Raw genomic sequence first — 18,078 nt, 5'->3', positions numbered from 1 at the left:
GCACGGATGTGCCGGACCTGTGGTCATTACAGTGCGTTGGTCGCGGGAGATTCCAGTGAAGAGAGAGAGTTCCGAGTCCTTGACGCAGGTGCGGGTCGTCTCTCCAGAGGTCGCGGGGGAGAACCAGATCTGGGTCCGCGATCTGAGCGGCGGCGGAGATCAGCGTGAAGTCGCGAGTCGTCGCTTGTACGAAGTTCTCCTGCGGGCCGCAAGGTCGGAGGCCGCGCGGCGTGCTGCCCGACTGCGGCTCGCCGGCCCGGAGTTGGACGACATCGCGCACCAGGCAGCCGCGGATGCCCTCCTGACGATTTGCGGCAAGGTCAGCACGTTCCGTGGCGACTGCAAGTTCACCACCTGGGCGTACAAGTTCGTGATCTTCGACGTAGCCGCCAAGATCAACCGGCACTTCTGGCAGCGGGCGAACGTTGCGTTCGACGACGAGGATTGGGAGCGTCTTCCGGCCCGACTCGGCATCGAACCTGAGTCGCATGCCGAGAGCCGGGATCTGATGAACGCCGTGCATCGTGCCGTCGACGAGAAGCTGACGGCCAAGCAGCGGGTGGTCTTCGTTGCTCTCGTACTGAACGGAATGCCGACGGATGTACTCGCCGATCAGCTCGGAGCGACGCACAACGCGATCTACAAGATGATGTTCGACGCCCGCCGCAAGCTGCGGATCGCCCTGGTCGAAGCCGGCTACCTGGCGGAGCAACAGATCGCGTGAGCAGCCTCGGCGGACGGGGAGAACGCGAGCAACGCTACGAGTTCGACTCAGACGGGTCGGGTATCACCGGTCTACTCGACGGTTACTCGCGTGGTGTCGAAGGCGACATAGCCGGTGAAGTCGTGTCCGACGTTCTCTATCGCCGATCGCTTGGGATGCGGATAACACCACGCCGCGTCAACGTACTCGTGATGCGGCGTCTCCACGCTGTAGTAGCGAGCCTGCCCCTTCCAAGGGCAGACATAGGGGGTCGGGCTCTCTTTCAAGGACCCGATGGTCAGCGATTCCGGAGGGAAATAGCGACTCCCCTCGATCGTGACGGTGTGTTCGGCGGTTGCGTCGGCGATGAGAACGCCGTCGATCGATGCGCGCACTGTCTTCCTCTCAGTCGAGACTTTCGCAGATTCTGTGTCCGGTCCGAGCCTCGGCCTTACCGGCCGCGACAGTCGCCAGTGCCGTCGATCCTCGCGAGCCCGTCCTCGACCGTCGGACGGACTTCCCATGGCGGCATCAGCACCACTCCTTGACGATCTCGTCGTAGAAGGTGTTGATCTCGTCGGCGATCTGTTGCAGGCAGTCCTCCAGCGCGAAGTGTCCGGAGTCGAGGCGGACCAGTTTCGCGTCAGGGAGATCGCGGAGGTAGGCCTCTCCGCCGGCAGGGGTGAAGAAGATGTCGCCCTGCCCCCAGCAAATCAGCGTTCTGGGCTGGTCACGGCGCAGCCGCGCCTGCCAGGCCGGGTACATGGCGGCGTTCGTCCGGTAGTCGTAGAACAGATCCAGTTGCGCGCGGCGCGCATTCGGCCGGGTGAGGAAGTGCAGGTCGAGGTTCCAGTTGTCCGGGCTGATCCTCGCCGGATCGCGGTGTCCGGTCAGGTAGATGGCCTTTACCGTCTCCGGCTCGAGCACGACGTCGATCGGCGTTTCGGTCTCGGCGTTGCGGTCGGTCCAGAGGCCGTTGCGCATCCCGTCCCAGAGCTCGGCGAACCCTTCCTCGTAGACATTGGCGTTCTGGATGACCTGCCACCGCAGCCAGTCCGGATGAAGCGAGATCAGCCGGTTGCCGACAGGGCCGCCGTGATCCTGCATGTACAGCCCCATCGGTCCGGTGAAGTCGATGGCGAGCAACGTCTCGTCGACGATCTCTGCGAGGTGGTCGAAGGTGTAGTCCCAGCCGGCAGGATCCGGCAGCTCGGTGTTCCCGAAGCCGGGATAGTCGATCGAGACCAGGTGGAACCTGTCGTCCAGCGCCGGCATCAGGTTCCGGAACTGGTGGGACGAGGAGGGGAATCCACCCAGCAGTAGGAGTTTCGGTGCTCCCGGCTTACCCGCTTCGCGGTAGAAGACCTCGAGCCCGCCGGCGGACACGGTCCGAAAACTCGTCATGGGCACTCCACACTCATTCCAGCCGGATGTGATCGAGCGCGCGTTCGGCGGCGGTATCGATCCAGATCACCCGACCGGTCCGGCGGCTGCACTCGTACGAGTTGGCCGCCGGTACAGATCGGTTTCTTACTTGACAGTCCTGACAATGCGGTGCGGAGCCCGGTTCGGTCGTTAGTTGCGGCCGGCCATGACGCCGCCGTCGACGTTCAGGATTGCTCCGGTGATCCAGCTGGCCTCCGGGGAGAGGAGGAAGACGATCGAGGAGGCGATGTCCTGGGCGGTTCCGACTCGCCCGAGGGGGTGGAAGCCGTCGAAGCTCTTCACGGTCTCCTCGAGTTTGTCGGCCGGGATGAATCCCTCGTACAGCGGCGTGGCCACCACTGCGGGCGCGACCGCGTTGACGCGAATGCCGTCGGCCGCCAGTTCCATGGCCAGATTGTGCGTCAGCGCATGCAGGCCGGCCTTCGCCATCGAGTACGCGGTCGCCGGCGTCGCCGCGATCGCCTGGTGGGCCCACATGCTGCCGATGTTGACGATCGCGCCACCAGAGCCCGCGGCCTTCATTCCCCGTACGACGGTCTGGGTGAGGAAGAACGTGGCCCGGCTCAGCTCCAGGTAGGCGTCGTAGTCCTCCTGGCTGTAGTCGAGGAATCCCCCGGGGATGAAGAAGCCGGCCGCGTTGACCAGCAGCGTGGCATCGGGGTGTTCCGCGGCGAGCTGCTCCTGCACGTCCTCGACCTGCTTGCGGTCGGCCAGGTCCGCGGTGATGCCCCAGGCTTCGCTCTTCTTGCCGAGTTCGGCGACCGTCTCGTCGACCTTGTCCTGCTGACGCCCGACGATGACTGCCTTGCCGCCTCGCCCGACAACGTTCACTGCGGTTTGCCGGCCCATACCGCTGCTTCCACCGACCACGATGAGCTTGCGGCCTTCGAAGTACCCACTCATGAGCTTCTCCTCGATCCGTACCGGGCCGGAGTAGCCCGGACTGTCCCTACTTGTGTGCCGATCGAGGATCCGGCCTTACCGCTTTTCAGGATCCTGATCTGTTGGATCGGGGTCGTCGGCGGTCCCGAACAGGTAATGGGAGAAGGCCGAATGCTGATTCGCGGGCTCCGCCGGTTCGGTCGGAAGCCCGCGCCCCTCCAGCTCGTCCCAGGTCGAGTCGGCGATGCGCCACAGCTGACGTGCCAGTCGTCCGGCGACACCGGCGTGCGGCGAGTTCGGGTGCGGTCGCGTCGGCGAACTCCACTGCCGTTGCGCCAGAGTCCGGGCCATGTCATTGGCCTGGTCGGCGCCATGGAGCCGCTCGAGGCCGGACACGATCCGCGCCTCGGTCGATTCGTGCTCGGTCAGCAGACGTTCGGCTTCTTGCCAGGTTTCGGCTGCGCTGAGATTCAGGAAGCGCGCGTCGCCGTACGCCCTGCCTTTGAGTACTCTCAGCGCCTGCTCGAACTGTCTCAGATTGTGGAGCAGAACCGCGGCGTCGTCACCGGAGGACGTCCTGGCGGCGGTGAGCAGTACGTCGGCGACGGCCGCGGCGTGTTGCGCGGCTACGGCCGCGAACTGGTCCGTGGTACGGCGCCGTTCGAATCCGTCGAGGTTCGGATCTTGGGAGCGCGCGGCGAGTTCTCTGAGTCTGGAGTGCTGCACGTGCACGAACTGCTGCAGCGGGGCGTGCTGCCTCCGGCCCGCCGGCATCGGTGGGTGCTCCGGATCGAGCACCACGGCGTACTCCGGATTGCCCTGAAGGAAACGCTCGACCGCGGGACAGTAGTTCGTGACCCGGACGCCCGTGGTGACGAGGTCGTCGAGGACCGCCTTGATCAGCGCCGTACTGAGTCCACGGCCACGCTGATCAGCCGCGATCTCGGTATGCCCCAGGACACGCCGCCGGCCCAGGAGCCGGAAGTCGAGGGTTCCAACCGTCGTCCCTGCGGCGAGTAACTCGTACCTTCGCAGCTCATCGTTCTCGACCACGGTCAGGTCACGCCCGGCGTCCTTCGCCAGTGTTCTCATGAGTCGATCTCGTCGGGCTCGAGCGGTTCGTCGTCCACGACGTGGATCGCGGCTTCCTCGGCGCTCGCGGCACCTCCGTCGATCCCGACGTCGGCGGCCACGAGCTCTTCCTCCAGATCGAAGTGCGAGCCCTCGTCCGGGGCCACCAACCGGCCGGCGCGGTCCCGGCCGATCTCCGGGCCGTCGACATCCTCCAACGGCACGGCGTACGGATCGATGTCCGGTTCCTCCTGGGCGAGCCGCTGCTCGAAGGTCTCACCGCGTAACGCCTCCGCCGCAGTCGTACCGAAACCTTCGCCGGCCGACCACTTCTCCGGTGGTGAATAGCCCTCGTCGAGCAGGTCGGAGACCCCACGCCCGTCGAGCGTGTCGGAGAACTGCAGCTGGTCCTCGTCGTCCACGCTGTAACTGCCGTAATACTCCCGACTGACCTCACTCATTCGTCCTCCTACCGCCCGACCGGCGACATGCCGGCTCCTCACGGGGTTGGTAGCGGCCAGAGCAGTGGTACTTACCCTCAAGCCGGGATCAGACTGCGCTGCCCCGTGCCTGGGCGGGCCATCGTTGCCGGCGTCAACACCAGTCTTCGGCATTAGCCGCACTCAGCCGAGGCATGCTACTCAGGGGTATCCTGTCGCGATGGTGGAGCGTCGTTCGTCGTTGGCCGGTCCCGATAAGCTCGTCATGTGCCCGAGACCGTGAACGAGCTCGATCGCCGCCTGACCGCCCGCGGCGCGGCCACCAGAGCCCGGATCGTTGCCGCTGCCGATGAGCTGATGGCCCTCAAGGGCGCGGCGGCGACCACGCTCGACGACGTGACGGCGGCGAGCGGGACGAGCAAGTCACAGTTCTACCGGCACTTCAGCGACAAGTCCGCCTTGGTCCAGGCGGTGATCGCGCTGCGCGGCAGCCGGGTGCTCGAGCGCGAGGAACAGTACTTCCGCAGGGTCGACTCGTTCAGTGGCCTCGAACGCTGGTGCCGGGCCATCCTCCAGCGAGTCACAGCTCGCCGTGGCGCGTTGGGCTGCGAACTGGGTGCGCTGTCGACCGAGCTCTCCGACCATGACGAGGCGGCCCGTATCGATCTCGACGCGCACCTGACGTCCTGGATCTCCCTGCTGACCGATGCGCTGGAGCGGATGAAGACCAACGGCACACTGACCGCGGACGCCGACCCGCGGAAGCTGGCGACCGGCATCATGGCGGCGCTTCAAGGCGGATACGTCCTCGCCCAGGCGGCTCGTGACCCCGCACCGATGGAGGTCGCGCTCACACTGGCAATGGACTCGGTCCGCGCGCACGCCACGACGCCCACCGAATAGCCCGGGTCGGTGGCTTGCTCCCTGCACCACTGATCTTCAGCGGTTGGCGAAGGAATCGATACGGTCCAGCGCCATGTCCAGCGCGTCGGCCATCAGCTCAGGGTTGTGCCGGTTCTGGGCAAGGATGTATCCGCCCTGCAGAGCGGCGAGCAGACCGGTCCCGAGTTTGCGCGGGTCGATGTCGCTCCTGAGGACGCCGAGATCACGCAGCCGGGTCAAGGCCTCGACGAGCAGTCGTTGCCAGTTCTCGAACGCTGCGGCCAGTGCCGTACGGGACCGTTCGTCGTTGTCGGACAGCTCGCTGGACATGGCACCGAGCGCGCAACCGTACGAGCCGTCGTGAAGCATGTTCGACTGAACGAGCGCGTCGCGCCACCGTCGTAACCCGGACAGATTGCGGACACCCTTCAGGTGGCCTGCTTCGCGGGCGAGCACCGATTGCGACTGTACGTCGATCACGGCGTGAATCAGCGCGGTCTTGTCCGGGAAGTGGTCGTACAGCTGCGACTTACTGGTGCTGCTCGCCGCCCGTACGTCATCGAGCGTGGTCGAGCCGACGCCCTTGATGTAGAAAAGCCTGGCGGCCGAGTCGAGGATCCGCTCGCGAGTCTGCAGGCCTCGTTCGGTCCGGGCAGCCGTTGCTTCGGGAGCGTTCAGCTTGTCGTGGTCCGGCATGGTCGGCAGGTCCTTCCGTCAGGACGTCTGGTGGGCGGCACGAGCCGCGCTGAGGAGGTCGCGGTACTGCGGGTTCTTCTGGACGAACCGGTCGACGACCGGGCAGTAGTTGGACACCGCGACGGATCTCGTGCGGATGTCGTCGAGTGCGCGGCCCACCAGCGTCCATGAAAGTCCTCGGCCGCGGTAGGCCGGTTCGATCACGGTGTGGGTGATCGACAGCCGAGAGCCGATCACGTGGTACACGAGGAGTCCGGCCTGCTCACCGTCGACGAGCAGCTCGTAGTACTCGTCGTCGGGATGGTGGACCACGCTCACTGCCGGCGCGCCGCCGACGTTCTCCAGACTTCGGGCGTCGTCGGCTGACTGTGGCGGCATGCTGTCTGCGCTGTCGATCGTCATCAAGTCGGCGATAGGAGCAAGCCAGCCTGCCTCGAATGCTTCGGTGGGCAGACTGGCCTGCCAGGTCAGGCCCGATCCTGCGTGATTGCGAAAGTGCAGGACGAGCCGCCATGCCCCCTCCGTGTCGTGATGTCCCGCCGCTGTGCGTAGGTGGACTCGCACACTGGTCGGAAGCGAGCTGAGGATCAACGGCTGTGTCCGCAACGGCAGGACCGTTCGGTCGTCTTCTGACCGCACGCCGTCCAGATCACCCGCCCGCTCGGTGCTCCAGTTCGCCAGCACCACATCCATCTCGGGATCGCCGAGCAATCCTGCGGTGACACTGAAGTCGACAGGCCGGCCGCCGGCGATCCATTGCCCGGAGACGCCGGCCGCCGTCAGCTCGCCACCGGAGAGATAGAAGCCCGTTCCATCGGGCCGAAGAACCTGATCAGTCATCGCTGCTTCCTGTGCTGTGGTTGGCGTCCCGCCGCCATTAGTGGACTATATCGTCCATCAATGGATTAATGTATCGCGGTTGGCTCAGGTCGGCCATCGGCGAACCGCCACCATACTTGCGGGTTGAAGACTGGACCGATCGGGCCTCTTTCGGTCATTGGACGGCCGTCATTGGACGGCTGGAGCGCGGAATCACTCAGACGACAGGATGGTGGAGATGGCAGTGATCGCTGAAAGCGAGCGGCTCGCGATTCGGGACTGGACGGAAGCAGACGCGACGGCAGCCCTGGAGATCGGTCGGCGAGACCGACAAGTACTACGGCCTGCCGATGCAGATCTACCGCATCCGTGCGGCCGAACTCGGATGAGTGGAGGCGGCGTCAGCTTTGGCCGGCGGCTTTTGCCTGCGCTGCTTCGGCGGTGGCGCGGTCGGGGTAGCCCGGGTGCCTCGGGTCGAGCAGATCGGCGTACGTCGTAGTACGCGAGAGGTAGTCGGCCACGAAGGGACAGATTGCGGTGATCGTGCCCTCGCGGGTGCGGACCTCGTCGAGCACTCGCCGTACCATGGCGCCGGCCACGCCCTGGTGCTGATGAGTCGGTTCGACTTCGGTGTGCCGGAGTGCGTACCGATTGGGCCTCAGACGGGTGTAGTAGAGCCATCCGACCAGATCGCCATCGCGGTAGAGCTCGAAGCGGCTTTGCTCGGTGTTGTCGATCAGCTCCTCGGCCGCCGACGCCTGTTCTTCGTTGCTCATCAACTCAGCCTTTCACACCATAGGTCTGCGGATTACGTGCGGCGAAGGCGGTGAACAGCGTGGCGATGAGCGCGAGTCCGCCGTACCCGAGGGAAATGTGTGGCACGGAGAGGATGCCGGAGAGTCGGGCGGAGATGAGGCTGGGAACGGTCGCGCCGCTGTAGCTGAGCAGATAGACCACCGCAAAGATCGGTGCCCGGTCTGAAAGGGTGCTGCCGTACAGCAGACCTCGGGTGGCCGCGCTGATGGCGATGCCTTGACTGGTCCCTCCGACAACGGTTGCGGCGATGAACAGGACCAGCGTTCCGGTGGCGATCGCCGTGATGATGCCGATCCACCCGACCAGGAAGGTGATCATGCCGAGGCGTTGCGCTGCTGCCGGTGAGAACCGGCCGCCGAGGGGAGCGCCCAGGGCACTGGTGCCCATGTACGCGGCGAACACCAAGCCGAGGATGAGTGAGTTGTCGGTGTGCAGTTGGTCCTCGATCAGCGCGGGCACGAAGGCCTGGTAGAAGGCGCCGGTCGCCCAGGTGGCCAGGAACACGGCGGCCGCGACGGGCAGCAGATGACTGACACGGACCGGTAGGCGAACGTTCGGGCGCAGTGATCGCCAACCGCCCGGTGTCGAGGTCACGGTCTCGGGGCTGATCGCGACGAGCGCGGCGGACAGCAGAAGCAGGCCGATGACAACCAGGTAGATGAGGTCACGTGGCCACGGCCCGAACTGGACCAAGGCGCCGGACGCGATGGCCCCGACTGCCAGTCCGAGCATGACTGTCTGGCTGGAAGCAACGGAGGTCAGCCAGGCCGGCCGGGTCGGCGCAGCGTCGACGATGTAGGCGGTGAGGGTGCTGCTTCCCAGCCCGGCGCCGAGGCCCATCAGGAGCCGGCCGGCAATCAGGATGCCGATGTCGTGCACGTTCAAGAGCAGTAGGCAAGCCAGTACGATAAGTCCGAGGCCGGCGATCGCGAGCGGCCGTCGGCCCACATGGTTGGACAGTCGTCCCAGGACCAACAGTGTGCTGAGAGTTGCGGCGGAGTAGGCGACGACGGTCAGCGAGATGTCGGCGCTGGTGAACCCTTCCTCGGCGCGATAGATGTTGAAAAGCGGGATCGTCGACCCCACCGCGGAGAACATCGCCACCAGGGCGATCACCGCGGAGACGAACGCCAGCGTGAGCGTCCTGTCCCGGCGGTGCAGATTGATCATCGGTGCCACGTCGTGCATCGAGCCGTGCCTCTCTCTCCAGGTCGATTGCCCCGCGCCAAGCAGTACCGCTATGGCGTCCTGATACCTCTGATCAGCGTCGATCCCGTCGTGCTGTCTTACCGGCAGTGGCGGAGGAACGAGTTGTGCGTGTCGGTAAGACGTCCTGGCGGACCGACACTCATCGCTTGCCCGACACACCTATGACCACCAGCGGACCGGACACACAACGGGGCAGGAAATGAGCGCCACCAAGCCGGCGGAGGACCTGGCGATCCTCGAACGACACGATGCTTGCCGGCGGCACGGAACAGGAAGCGCTGTACACGGACGCGTATCAGAAGCGCGAGGGCACCTGGCCTGCGTGTCAGCGTGTGCGATCGCTCCGGGCACCTGACCAGGAATGCCTCGCGGTCAGACCGCCAGCCACCACGATCTCATGCCCGGTGACATACGCCGCTCCGTCCGAGGCCAGGAACGCGACGGCTGACGCCGCCGCCCCACCGAGCCGCTCGTAGCGCCTCCGGCATGGTGCAACGCGGGTAGGTCCGACCGTGTCCAGCTGGCGAGGTGATCAGTATGAGCTCACTTGGTCCAAGTCAGTTGGCTGGAGCCGCCCGCTAGACGGCCGTCGTTCTTGTCCTCGGATGCGGTGTTTCCCAAGACAGTTCACCCGTCTGTGGGGGCTCGAGGTTTCGGCCCGACCGACGAAGCACGATCGGGATTCGACCACCAGATACCGAACTACTTCGTATTCGACGCTCTCGTCCGCTTCCGCAGGCCGGCGGTGATCCCCGCGATCGCGATAACTTCGCGACCTCTTCTTGCATCACATCGTGCGGATACTTTCGACACGATGTGGAGGGTGATGACTATGAAGGACTCGAGGTCGCGGTGGGCCGGCGTACTGCCACTGGCCGCACTGCTGGCGGCAGGCCTCGGCGCCGGCCCGGCGAGCGCCTCGCCGGTGGTGGCGCCGGCCGGGGCTCAGCAGGTGACCGCCGCGTGCAAGATGTCGGTGGGTTCGGTGACTGATGCGGGCGATCACTACATCCGCGAGTACACGGCGACCAGTCCGCCGTCGATGACGGGTGAGACGCGCGGTCTTCTGGCGACGGTCCTGGATGCCGGGATGGCTGGTTCTATGGTGAAGGAGCCGGTGGCCGCGGGTTCGCGGTACTCCGGCTGGATGGTCTTCGGCAACGTCATGTGGGCCGTGAGCTACGAGGTCGACGCGCAGAACAAGCCGATCGCGGGTACGACCAAGACGGCCCGGGTCGGCGGCGGCTGGGACGGGTACAGCTATTTCGAGACCTCTCGCACCACCACGCGGACGAATCAGTACGCACTCCGCTCGGACGGCACGCTGTTGCGGTGGACGATGAGCGGCAGTACGTGGGCTGCGAAGGTCAGCGCCCCTGGCTTCTCGTCGGTCCGGGCGATGGCCCTGATCAGCCAGACCTCCGCGTACGACACGTTCCTGGCCACGACCCGCGGTGGCGCCCTGTATTCGGTCCGCGTGCCGACGACCGGCGCGTTCAAGCCGGTGGTGAGGCTGGTGGGGGCGGCGGGGAGCCGGTGGGAGAAGCCCATCAACCTGGTCGCGGAGCGCTGCGGCCAGTACGGCACCTTGCTGGTCGGCATCGACCGCAACGGCCAGAACGCCGAGATGTTCGCGATCGGCCATGTCAACGGCACCGCGACCGTCATCAACGAACTCCACTGGGTCGAGGCTGAGTTCGCCGACCCGGTCTACTTCCGGATGACCGGCCGCCCGGATCTGACCCCGCCGCTCAACGGCGAGTAGACGGCAGACGGCCGCGACAGTCGCGTGATGCCGGAGCGGTGGCCGGGCTCGGCTATGGCGCCATCAGTCGGCGATGATCGCGATGTCGGGGGTGAGGCGGGGGAAGCGGTCGAGGACCAGGGGGTCGTGACCGGGGACGATGTGGTCGGGGGAGTCGGCGATTTGCTTGATGCGGTCGAAGGCGGCGTACGTGCCGGTCGTGGTGGACAGGATCGGGAACGGGCGGTCGTCCTCGATGTTCTCGTAGAAGTGGCTCGCGTCAGAGGCCAGGACGATGCTGCCGATGGCAGTTTGTAGGCGTACCACTTGCATTCCTTCGGTGTGACCGCCGACGAGGTGGACACTGAGACCGGGCACGATCGTCGCATCTCCGGTAGTCAGCACCACACGACCGTGTGCCTCGGCGGATTGCAGGTGTGCGAGGTCGTCGTCCTCGATGAGCCAGCTTTCTCTGAGGATCCGGGTCGCCCACGGGGAGGTCCAATAGTCGATCTCAGTTTCCTGTATCACGTAGGTCGCGTTCTCGAAGTCGCGCGCCGTGCCCGTGTGGTCGTAGTGCAGGTGTGTCAGTACGACGTGATCCACCGCGTCGGCGGTGACGTCGAGAGCGGCCAACGCGGCTACCGGCGTCGTCCGGTAACGCAGGCCCGCGATCGCGGCGGCGCGATCTGGCCCGATTCCGGTGTCGATGACGACGGTGTGCTGATCGGAGATCGCGAGCCAGATGTAGTACGCCGTCGTATGCGGCTCGCCGGCGCGAGCGTCGTACCCGTGGAAGTGCTCGCCGCGGAACGCGTCACGTTCGGCGAAGCGAATGGCGTAGACCCGGAACCGGCTCACGCGGCGACCTCGACCGGCCGTCCGAGATTCTCCGTACGGACCCGGTAGGTTTCCTTGCCGGTGGCAACCGCGACGATGTTCATCAGGCAGAAGATCGCGGTGATCACCGAGACACCGAGCCAGCTGCCCTGGCCGGTGCCCGCGATCGCGGTTGCCACGGCCGGCGCGAACCCGGAGATTGCGAAGCCGATCTGCGTCCCGATCGCCATGCCGGACAGTCGCACCCGGGTCGGGAACATCTCGCCGTAGAACGACGGCCAGACCGCGGCCGTTGCGCTGTAGACCATCCCGAACGTGACGATGCCGAAGAGAAAGATGAGCGCGTACGTCCCGGTCGAGATCGACCACAGGTAGCCGAACGTCAGCACCGCGCTGCCTACCGAACCGCAGATGAAGACCGGCTTGCGGCCGATTCGGTCCGACAGATTCGCCCACAGCGGGATCGTGATGACCGCGGCCACGTTGGCCAGTACGCCGACCCAGAGCATCGGAGTGCGATCGAGATCCATCGTGTTCACGGCGTACGAGAGGGCGTGGACGGTGAAGATCGTGCTGACGGAGGCGATCAGTGCGGCAGCGGTCACCCGGACGACGTCGCGCCAGTGGTCGCTGAACAGTACGGCGATCGGCAGTTTGGCGACCGTACTGGTGGCGACCTCCTGCTCGAACAGCGGCGTCTCCTCGAGCGATCGGCGGATGATCAGTCCGACCACCGCAACGACGATGCTGAACCAGAACGGCACCCGCCAGCCCCAGCTCAGCAACTGTTCCTCGGGCAGTACCGCGATGGGCAGGAAGATCGCGGTCGCGATGATCTGTCCGGCCTGGGTGCCGTTGAGCGTGAAGCTGGTGTAGTACGCACGGCGTGTCGCGGGCGCGTGCTCCAAGGTCATGGAATTGGCGCCGGCCTGTTCGCCCGACACGGAGAACCCTTGCAGCAGGCGGAGAACGACGAGCAGGACCGGAGCGAGTACGCCGACCTGGTCGTAGCTGGGCAGGCAACCGACGAGGAAGGTCGACGTACCCATCATCACCAGCGTGGTCACCAGGACACGCTTGCGCCCGAACCGGTCCCCGACGTGCCCGAGGACGAAGGCGCCGACCGGACGGGCGAGATAGCCGACTCCGAAGGTGGCCAGCGCGAGCAATGTCCCGGTCGCGGGCTCGGAGGACGGGAAGAAGACCTTGCCGAACACCAGCGCCGCGGCGGTGCCGTAGATGAAGAAGTCGTAGTACTCGAGTGCGCTGCCGATCCAGGCGGCGACCGCCGCCTTGCGTGGTTTGCCTTCTGTCGTCACGGTGACTCCCGAGGTGGAGAGGGCGGGCCCGTTTCGGGACGCTAACTCACTAGTTCGTACATTACAAGGGTAGAGTGGAGGAGAGGATTCCGTCCGGAGAAGGAGATGCCGATGAAGTCATACCTGATCGGATTGGTCGGTTCCGGCATCGAGCCCTCGCTGAGCCCGGCGCTGCACGAGGCCGAGGCCGCAGCCCTTGGCTTGCGGTACGTCTACCGGCTGCTGGACTCCGACGTACTCGAGGGCGATCTGGGTGAGCTGGTCAGAACCGCACGTCGCCTCGGGTACGACGGACTCAACGTCACCCATCCGTACAAGCAAGCCGTCATCGCGCACCTGGACGAGCTGTCCGATGACGCGGCCGAGCTGGGTGCGGTGAACACCGTCGTGTATTCCGGCGACGGGGCTGTCGGCTACAACACGGACTGGACGGGCTTTGCCGGGTCCTTCACCGAGGGACTGCCTGACGTGCCGATGCGCCGGATCGTCCAGCTCGGAGCCGGTGGAGCGGGCGCCGCAGTGGCGTATGCACTGCTGAGCCTTGGCGCCGGGCAACTGACGATCGTCGACAGCGAGGCGCAGCGAGCGGTGGAGCTCGCTGACCGGCTGGCGGATCGGCGGGTATTCCACGCGAGTCAGGACGGCCTGGCGGATCTTGTGGCGAACGCCGACGGGTTGGTCAACGCCAGTCCGATCGGGATGGCGCAGTACCCCGGCGTGCCGCTGCCCGAGGCGTTGCTTCGGCGGGAGTTGTGGGTCGCCGACATCGTCTACCGGCCGCTGGAGACCGAGCTGCTCCGCCGTGCCCGCGCGGCGGGCTGCCGGACACTCGACGGTGGCGGGATGGCGGTTCTGCAGGCGGCGCACGCCCTCGAACTCTTCACCGGTCGTACGCCGGACACCAGCAGGATGCTCACCCACTTGAAGGAGCTGGCCAATGCGTGAGGCGTGCGGTGCTGCGCGATCCGGGCGCGGGTCCTCCCTATGATGAGGCCCATGGCTACTACGGAGCGCCGGCGCGACGCCGAGCGCACCAAGGCGGAAATCCTGGAGGTCGCGCAGCGGGAGTTCGCCCGCAAGGGCTACGCGGGTGCTCGGGTCGACGAGATCGCCGAGATGATGCGCACGACCAAGCGGATGATCTACTACTACTTCAGTAGCAAGGAGCAGTTGTTCATCGCCGTACTGGAGAAGGCGTACTCCGATGTCCGGGCAGTCGAGCAGGAAGTCGACGTTACCCACCTGGACCCGGTCGAGGCGATCCGTACTCTGGCCGAGCTGACCTTCGACCACCACGACGCGCACCGGGACTTCATCAAGCTGGTCGCGATCGAGAACATCCATCAGGCCGACCACATCCGCAAGTCCGAGGTGCTGGCCAATCTGGGTACGCCGGTGCTCGATCTGATCGAGCCGATCCTGGCGGCCGGTAAGGCGAGCGGCGACTTCGTCACCGAGGCCGACGCCGTCGACGTCCACATCATGATCAGCTCGTTCTGCTTCTTCCGCGTGTCCAATGCGCACACGTTCGGCGCGCTTTTCGGACGCGACATGACGGCTCCCGAGAACCGTGCGAAGCTCCGCACGATGGTCGGCGAGATGGTCGTCGCCTACCTGCGCGGCGTCGGCGCCCGAGACTGACCGGCAGGATTCGGAACGTGAGCTACCCGCCGATCGGGGCGTGTTCGGCTGTCTGGATCGTCAGGAATGCATCCCGCGCGGTGATGAAGCCGTCGCGCAGGTTCTGTTCGGTGACGTCGCGGACCTTGGCGACGTACGACCGGTGGGACGGGGACAGCTCCGCAAGGGTCGTCTGATCGAAGGGGATCCAGCTTCCGCTCTGGCGGCACGGAAAGGAGGTCAGAGGCCCAGGTAGATGCGCCTCACTTGGGGGTCGTGCCGGAGGTCGTGGGAGGTGCCGGTGGTGGCGATCTCACCGTTCTCCATGACGAGGCAGGTGGTGGTGACTTCGAAGGTGAGCTTGGCGTTCTGTTCGACCAGGACGATGGCGAGGCCGTCCGCGTTGAGTCGGGTGAGGACGGCGGCGATCTCGGCGACCAGGATGGGGGACAGGCCCATCGACGGTTCGTCCAGCAGCATGACCTTGGGCCGGCACATCAATGCGCGGCCGACGGCGAGCATCTGCTGCTGGCCGCCGGACAACGTCCCCGCCAGCCGATGACGCATATCGGCGAGGACAGGGAAGAGGTCGTAGACCTCGGCGATCGCGGTGTTCTTCCAGCTTCGGCTGTAGGCGCCGAGCAGAAGATTCTTCTCGACCGGCAACCCGGAGAAGACGTGCCGGCCTTCGGGTACGTAGCCGATGCCCCGCCGGACCAGAGTATGCGGCGCGGCGCGCAGCAGGTCGTCGTCACCGAAGCGGATCGCACTCGCGTCGCGCGGCGCGAGACCCATGATCGCCTTCAAGGTGGACGTCTTGCCGGCCCCATTGGCGCCGATGATGCCGAGCGATTGGCCCGCTTCGACGGCGAAGGTCACGTTGTGCACGGCGCGGACACCGCCGTAGTGGACCGACAAGCCGTCAACGGTCAGCGTGCTCATGCTCGGCCTCCCTGTCCGTGTCGTCCTCGGTCGGCGCGGCCATCGAGTCGCCGAGGTAGGCCTCGACCACGCGTGGATCGACGGCCACCTCGTCGGGTGTGCCGTCGGCGATGACCCGGCCGCCGGACAGCACGGTGACGTGATCGCACAGCGACATCACCAGGCCCATGTTGTGTTCGATCACCACCACCGTGACGCCGGAGTCGCGGATGGACCGGACGATCTCGGCGAGTTGGCGCACCTCGTCGCCATTGAGTCCCGCGGCCGGTTCGTCGAGCAGCAGGAGCGACGGCCGCATCGCCATTGCCCGGGCGATCTCGATCCGGCGCTGGATCCCGTACGGCAACGACCGCGGCACAACGTCGGCGAAGCCGGTCAGCCCGAACCGCCCGAGTACGTCGTCCGCCCTCGAACGCAGGCCGCGGTCGTACGTCGACACCGTCCACGGCAGCGCCAGATACCGCCAGATCCACGAGGTCCGGGTGCGGTCGGCCGCAACCAGGATGTTGTCCCGGACCGTCAGGTCCTCGAACAGCCGCAGGTTCTGGAATGTTCGCGCGACCCCTTTCAGCGACAGCCGGTACGGCGCCGCGCCGGTGACGAATGTCCCAGCCAGCCGGACTCGTCCCGCGGTCGGCGTGTAGAACCCGCTGATCACGTTGAACAGCGTGGTCTTGCCCGAGCCGTTGGGTCCCACGATGCCGCGGATCTGTCCGGCCGGCACGGACAACGAGATGTCCTGCAGTGCGATGAGTCCCTTGAACCGCTTGGTGATCTGGTCGATCTCGAGCACGGTCTGCGCTTCGACGGCGGGTGCTTCGTCGTACGGGATGAACGGCGACAAGCGAGGCCGTTCGGCGCGCTTGCGACGGAACACCTGCGCCGGCAGGCCGGCCAGGCCTTTGGGGAAGAAGACCACGACGAGTACGACGATGACGCCGTAGCCGAGTTGGGCGAAGGCCGACACGTCCAGCAAGGCTTCCCGGACGAAGGCCAGGCCGAGGGCGCCGACCACACAGCCGATGACACTGGCGCGACCGCCGATGATCACCATCGCGAGCAGCAGGAACATGTTGCCGATGTTGAACGTCTCGGGCGCGACGAACTGGATCAGCCCGGCGTACAGCACGCCGGCGATCCCGCCGTACAGACCGGAGAGCACGAAGGCCGTCATCCGCAGCAACGGAATCTCGGCGCCGAGTGCACCGGCGGCCAGGTCGTCGTCACGCATCGCGCGGAGTCTGCGCCCGAGTGGCGAGCGGGTGACGAACAGGGCGAACGCCAGCGCGAGGACGAAGACGACCAGCTCGAGGTAGTAGTACAGGTAGCCGCTGGACAGGTCGATGCCGAACAGCGGCGGCACAGGGATGTCGCTGATGCCTTCGGCGCGACCGGCGATCTCGGCGTTCGTGACCCAGTTGATGAAGCCCAGCGCGAGCCCGAGCGTGACGATCCCCAGGTAGTGCGACTGCATCCGCAGCGCCGGGATGCCGACCAGCAGGCCGGCGACGATCGAGGCGACGACGGCGAGTACGGCGGCGGGCCAGAAGCCGAGTCCGGTCTTGGTGGTGAGGATGGCGACTGTGTAGGCGCCGATACCGAAGAAGGCGACCTGGGCCAGGTTGATCTGTCCGGCCACGCCCATCGTCAGGCCGAGACCGATGGCCAGGACGGCGAAGATGACCGCCACGTCGACCACGTGCATGGTGTAGCCGCCGAGGCCGTAGGGGAGGAGCCACGCCGCGACCGCGGCCGGTGCGAGGTACAGCAACCGTCTCCTCACGCGCGGTTCACCGTGGCCTCCCCGAAGATCCCGGTCGGCCGGATCATCACGGCCAGCGCGAAGACCACGAACGTGACCAGTTCGGAGTACGCCTGGAAGTTGCCCGCGGCAAAGGCATCCAGGAGCCCGAAGGCCATCCCGCCGACGATCGCACCGGGCATGCTGCCGAAACCGCCCAGCATGGCGGCGGCGAAGCCCTTGATGCCGAGGGTGCCTCCCATGGTCGGATTGACGTAGAGCATCGGGCCGATCAGGCTTCCGGCCACCGCGGCCAGGCCGGCGCCGATTCCGAACGACAGGGCGTTGCTCCGGCCGACGTGGATTCCACACGCGGTGGCGGCCTCGTGGTCCATTGCCACCGCCTGCATGGCCGCCCCGAGTTTGGTCCGTCGCAGGAACAGCGCCAGCATGGTTGTGGCCACCGCGGCGACCCCGATCACCAGCAGGCTGTACGTCGGAATGCGCACACCGCCGAGGTTGATCGGCTCGGTCGCGACCGGGTTCGGTACCGCGTGGCCGGTCGCGCCCCAGATCAGGATCGCCAGCGCTTCCAGGACCGCTCCGAAGCCGATCGTACCGATCAGCATCAGCGTGAAGTCCTTGTTCTCCAGTGGACGCAGGAACCGTTCGATGACGAGTCCGATCAGGCCGGTCACCACGATGGCGACCACCATGGCCACCGCGAACGGCAGCCGGGTGGCCATGTAGAAGGTCGAGGCGGCGTACGCGCCGATCATCACCACGCTGCCGTGGGCGAAGTTGACCAGGCCCATGGTGCGATAGACGATCGAGAAGCCCATCGCGACCAGCGCGTACACCGCTCCGAACGTGATGCCGCCGATCAGCGTCTGGAGGAAGACCTGCAC

19 protein-coding genes are annotated in these 18,078 nt (G+C 66.1%); 5 read left to right on the top strand and 14 right to left on the bottom strand.

Annotation, left to right across the window (positions count from 1 at the left end; all coding sequences use genetic code 11):
- Positions 1-55 precede the first annotated feature (55 nt).
- Entirely contained in the window at positions 56-724 is a 669-nt protein-coding gene (locus EV649_RS39745) for a sigma-70 family RNA polymerase sigma factor (RefSeq protein WP_198682956.1), read from the top strand.
- Positions 725-795: 71 nt separating this feature from the next.
- Here EV649_RS39745 and EV649_RS39740 read toward each other — a convergent pair whose 3' ends face one another.
- The 5 genes from EV649_RS39740 to EV649_RS39720 all read right to left on the bottom strand — a co-directional run bounded on the left by EV649_RS39740 (position 796) and on the right by EV649_RS39720 (position 4,563).
- Complete coding sequence (locus tag EV649_RS39740) at positions 796-1,098, bottom strand: DUF427 domain-containing protein (protein ID WP_130388906.1); 303 nt, start codon at positions 1,096-1,098, stop codon at positions 796-798.
- A gap of 136 nt (positions 1,099-1,234) precedes the next feature.
- Complete coding sequence (locus EV649_RS39735; RefSeq protein WP_130388905.1) at positions 1,235-2,107, bottom strand: alpha/beta fold hydrolase; 873 nt, start codon at positions 2,105-2,107, stop codon at positions 1,235-1,237.
- Between the two features lie 171 nt (positions 2,108-2,278).
- On the bottom strand, positions 2,279-3,052 hold the full coding sequence (locus tag EV649_RS39730; RefSeq protein ID WP_130388904.1) for an SDR family oxidoreductase: 774 nt from the start codon (positions 3,050-3,052) through the stop codon (positions 2,279-2,281).
- A 75-nt stretch (positions 3,053-3,127) separates the two neighbouring features.
- Positions 3,128-4,123, bottom strand: a complete 996-nt coding sequence (locus EV649_RS39725) for a GNAT family N-acetyltransferase (protein WP_130388903.1) — start codon at positions 4,121-4,123, stop codon at positions 3,128-3,130.
- The gene (locus tag EV649_RS39720) at positions 4,120-4,563 is read right to left on the bottom strand and encodes a DUF5709 domain-containing protein (RefSeq protein WP_130388902.1); all 444 of its coding nucleotides are present in this window, start codon (positions 4,561-4,563) and stop codon (positions 4,120-4,122) included. Before EV649_RS39720 ends, EV649_RS39725 begins: the two co-directional genes overlap by 4 nt.
- A 246-nt stretch (positions 4,564-4,809) precedes the next feature.
- Here EV649_RS39720 and EV649_RS39715 point away from each other — a divergent pair, with 246 nt between their 5' ends.
- A complete protein-coding gene (locus EV649_RS39715; RefSeq protein ID WP_198682955.1) occupies positions 4,810-5,445 on the top strand; it encodes a TetR/AcrR family transcriptional regulator in 636 nt (211 codons plus the stop codon).
- Positions 5,446-5,481: 36 nt separating this feature from the next.
- Here EV649_RS39715 and EV649_RS39710 read toward each other — a convergent pair whose 3' ends face one another.
- From EV649_RS39710 to EV649_RS39695, 4 genes are all read right to left on the bottom strand, one after another.
- Positions 5,482-6,120, bottom strand: coding sequence for a TetR/AcrR family transcriptional regulator (locus EV649_RS39710; RefSeq protein ID WP_130388901.1), 639 nt, complete (start codon positions 6,118-6,120; stop codon positions 5,482-5,484).
- An 18-nt stretch (positions 6,121-6,138) separates the two neighbouring features.
- Entirely contained in the window at positions 6,139-6,960 is an 822-nt protein-coding gene (locus EV649_RS39705; protein WP_130388900.1) for a GNAT family N-acetyltransferase, read from the bottom strand.
- A 380-nt stretch (positions 6,961-7,340) separates the two neighbouring features.
- Positions 7,341-7,715: a GNAT family N-acetyltransferase gene (locus EV649_RS39700; RefSeq protein WP_130388899.1), complete on the bottom strand. Its 375-nt coding sequence runs from the start codon at positions 7,713-7,715 to the stop codon at positions 7,341-7,343.
- Positions 7,716-7,719: 4 nt separating this feature from the next.
- Positions 7,720-8,925: an MFS transporter gene (locus EV649_RS39695; RefSeq protein WP_198682954.1), complete on the bottom strand. Its 1,206-nt coding sequence runs from the start codon at positions 8,923-8,925 to the stop codon at positions 7,720-7,722.
- A gap of 871 nt (positions 8,926-9,796) precedes the next feature.
- Between EV649_RS39695 and EV649_RS39680 the strand changes: the two genes are divergently transcribed.
- On the top strand, positions 9,797-10,729 hold the full coding sequence (locus EV649_RS39680; RefSeq protein WP_130388897.1) for a hypothetical protein: 933 nt from the start codon (positions 9,797-9,799) through the stop codon (positions 10,727-10,729).
- Between the two features lie 63 nt (positions 10,730-10,792).
- On the opposite strand, the gene EV649_RS39675 is transcribed toward EV649_RS39680, so the two are convergent.
- Both EV649_RS39675 and EV649_RS39670 read right to left on the bottom strand, forming a co-directional pair.
- Positions 10,793-11,569 (bottom strand): N-acyl homoserine lactonase family protein, encoded by a 777-nt coding sequence (locus EV649_RS39675; protein WP_130388896.1) that lies wholly within the window; start codon positions 11,567-11,569, stop codon positions 10,793-10,795.
- Positions 11,566-12,867, bottom strand: coding sequence for an MFS transporter (locus EV649_RS39670; protein WP_130388895.1), 1,302 nt, complete (start codon positions 12,865-12,867; stop codon positions 11,566-11,568). Before EV649_RS39670 ends, EV649_RS39675 begins: the two co-directional genes overlap by 4 nt.
- Before the next feature lie 111 nt (positions 12,868-12,978).
- Here EV649_RS39670 and EV649_RS39665 point away from each other — a divergent pair, with 111 nt between their 5' ends.
- Both EV649_RS39665 and EV649_RS39660 read left to right on the top strand, forming a co-directional pair.
- On the top strand, positions 12,979-13,812 hold the full coding sequence (locus EV649_RS39665; RefSeq protein ID WP_198682953.1) for a shikimate dehydrogenase: 834 nt from the start codon (positions 12,979-12,981) through the stop codon (positions 13,810-13,812).
- 51 nt (positions 13,813-13,863) lie between these two features.
- Positions 13,864-14,508, top strand: coding sequence for a TetR/AcrR family transcriptional regulator (locus EV649_RS39660; RefSeq protein ID WP_241999257.1), 645 nt, complete (start codon positions 13,864-13,866; stop codon positions 14,506-14,508).
- Positions 14,509-14,727: 219 nt separating this feature from the next.
- On the opposite strand, the gene EV649_RS39655 is transcribed toward EV649_RS39660, so the two are convergent.
- Genes EV649_RS39655 through EV649_RS39645 form a run of 3 tightly spaced genes read right to left on the bottom strand, consistent with a single transcriptional unit; the run spans position 14,728 to position 18,078 of the window.
- Positions 14,728-15,429 carry an ABC transporter ATP-binding protein gene (locus tag EV649_RS39655; protein WP_130388892.1) on the bottom strand — a complete coding sequence of 234 codons (702 nt, stop codon included), beginning with the start codon at positions 15,427-15,429 and terminating at the stop codon, positions 14,728-14,730.
- The gene (locus EV649_RS39650) at positions 15,410-17,212 is read right to left on the bottom strand and encodes a branched-chain amino acid ABC transporter ATP-binding protein/permease (protein ID WP_130388891.1); all 1,803 of its coding nucleotides are present in this window, start codon (positions 17,210-17,212) and stop codon (positions 15,410-15,412) included. The genes EV649_RS39655 and EV649_RS39650 overlap by 20 nt, the downstream gene beginning before the upstream one ends.
- Positions 17,209-18,078 (bottom strand): branched-chain amino acid ABC transporter permease, encoded by an 870-nt coding sequence (locus EV649_RS39645; RefSeq protein ID WP_130388890.1) that lies wholly within the window; start codon positions 18,076-18,078, stop codon positions 17,209-17,211. Before EV649_RS39645 ends, EV649_RS39650 begins: the two co-directional genes overlap by 4 nt.

Origin of the sequence: Kribbella sp. VKM Ac-2569 (genome assembly GCF_004216905.1) — a bacterium.
Lineage (GTDB): Bacteria > Actinomycetota > Actinomycetes > Propionibacteriales > Kribbellaceae > Kribbella.
Note: the sequence above shows the minus strand (reverse complement) of the source record. Positions and strands in the feature narration are given on the sequence as shown.

Excerpts from the sequence above, each read along its gene's own strand:
- EV649_RS39735 (WP_130388905.1), bottom strand. The coding sequence starts at position 2,107 with ATGACGAGTTTTCGGACCGTGTCCGCCGGCGGGCTCGAGGTCTTCTAC.
- EV649_RS39730 (WP_130388904.1), bottom strand. The coding sequence starts at position 3,052 with ATGAGTGGGTACTTCGAAGGCCGCAAGCTCATCGTGGTCGGTGGAAGC.
- EV649_RS39725 (WP_130388903.1), bottom strand. The coding sequence starts at position 4,123 with ATGAGAACACTGGCGAAGGACGCCGGGCGTGACCTGACCGTGGTCGAG.
- EV649_RS39720 (WP_130388902.1), bottom strand. The coding sequence starts at position 4,563 with ATGAGTGAGGTCAGTCGGGAGTATTACGGCAGTTACAGCGTGGACGAC.
- EV649_RS39710 (WP_130388901.1), bottom strand. The coding sequence starts at position 6,120 with ATGCCGGACCACGACAAGCTGAACGCTCCCGAAGCAACGGCTGCCCGG.
- EV649_RS39705 (WP_130388900.1), bottom strand. The coding sequence starts at position 6,960 with ATGACTGATCAGGTTCTTCGGCCCGATGGAACGGGCTTCTATCTCTCC.
- EV649_RS39700 (WP_130388899.1), bottom strand. The coding sequence starts at position 7,715 with ATGAGCAACGAAGAACAGGCGTCGGCGGCCGAGGAGCTGATCGACAAC.
- EV649_RS39695 (WP_198682954.1), bottom strand. The coding sequence starts at position 8,925 with ATGATCAATCTGCACCGCCGGGACAGGACGCTCACGCTGGCGTTCGTC.
- EV649_RS39680 (WP_130388897.1), top strand. The coding sequence starts at position 9,797 with ATGAAGGACTCGAGGTCGCGGTGGGCCGGCGTACTGCCACTGGCCGCA.
- EV649_RS39665 (WP_198682953.1), top strand. The coding sequence starts at position 12,979 with ATGAAGTCATACCTGATCGGATTGGTCGGTTCCGGCATCGAGCCCTCG.
- EV649_RS39660 (WP_241999257.1), top strand. The coding sequence starts at position 13,864 with ATGGCTACTACGGAGCGCCGGCGCGACGCCGAGCGCACCAAGGCGGAA.
- EV649_RS39655 (WP_130388892.1), bottom strand. The coding sequence starts at position 15,429 with ATGAGCACGCTGACCGTTGACGGCTTGTCGGTCCACTACGGCGGTGTC.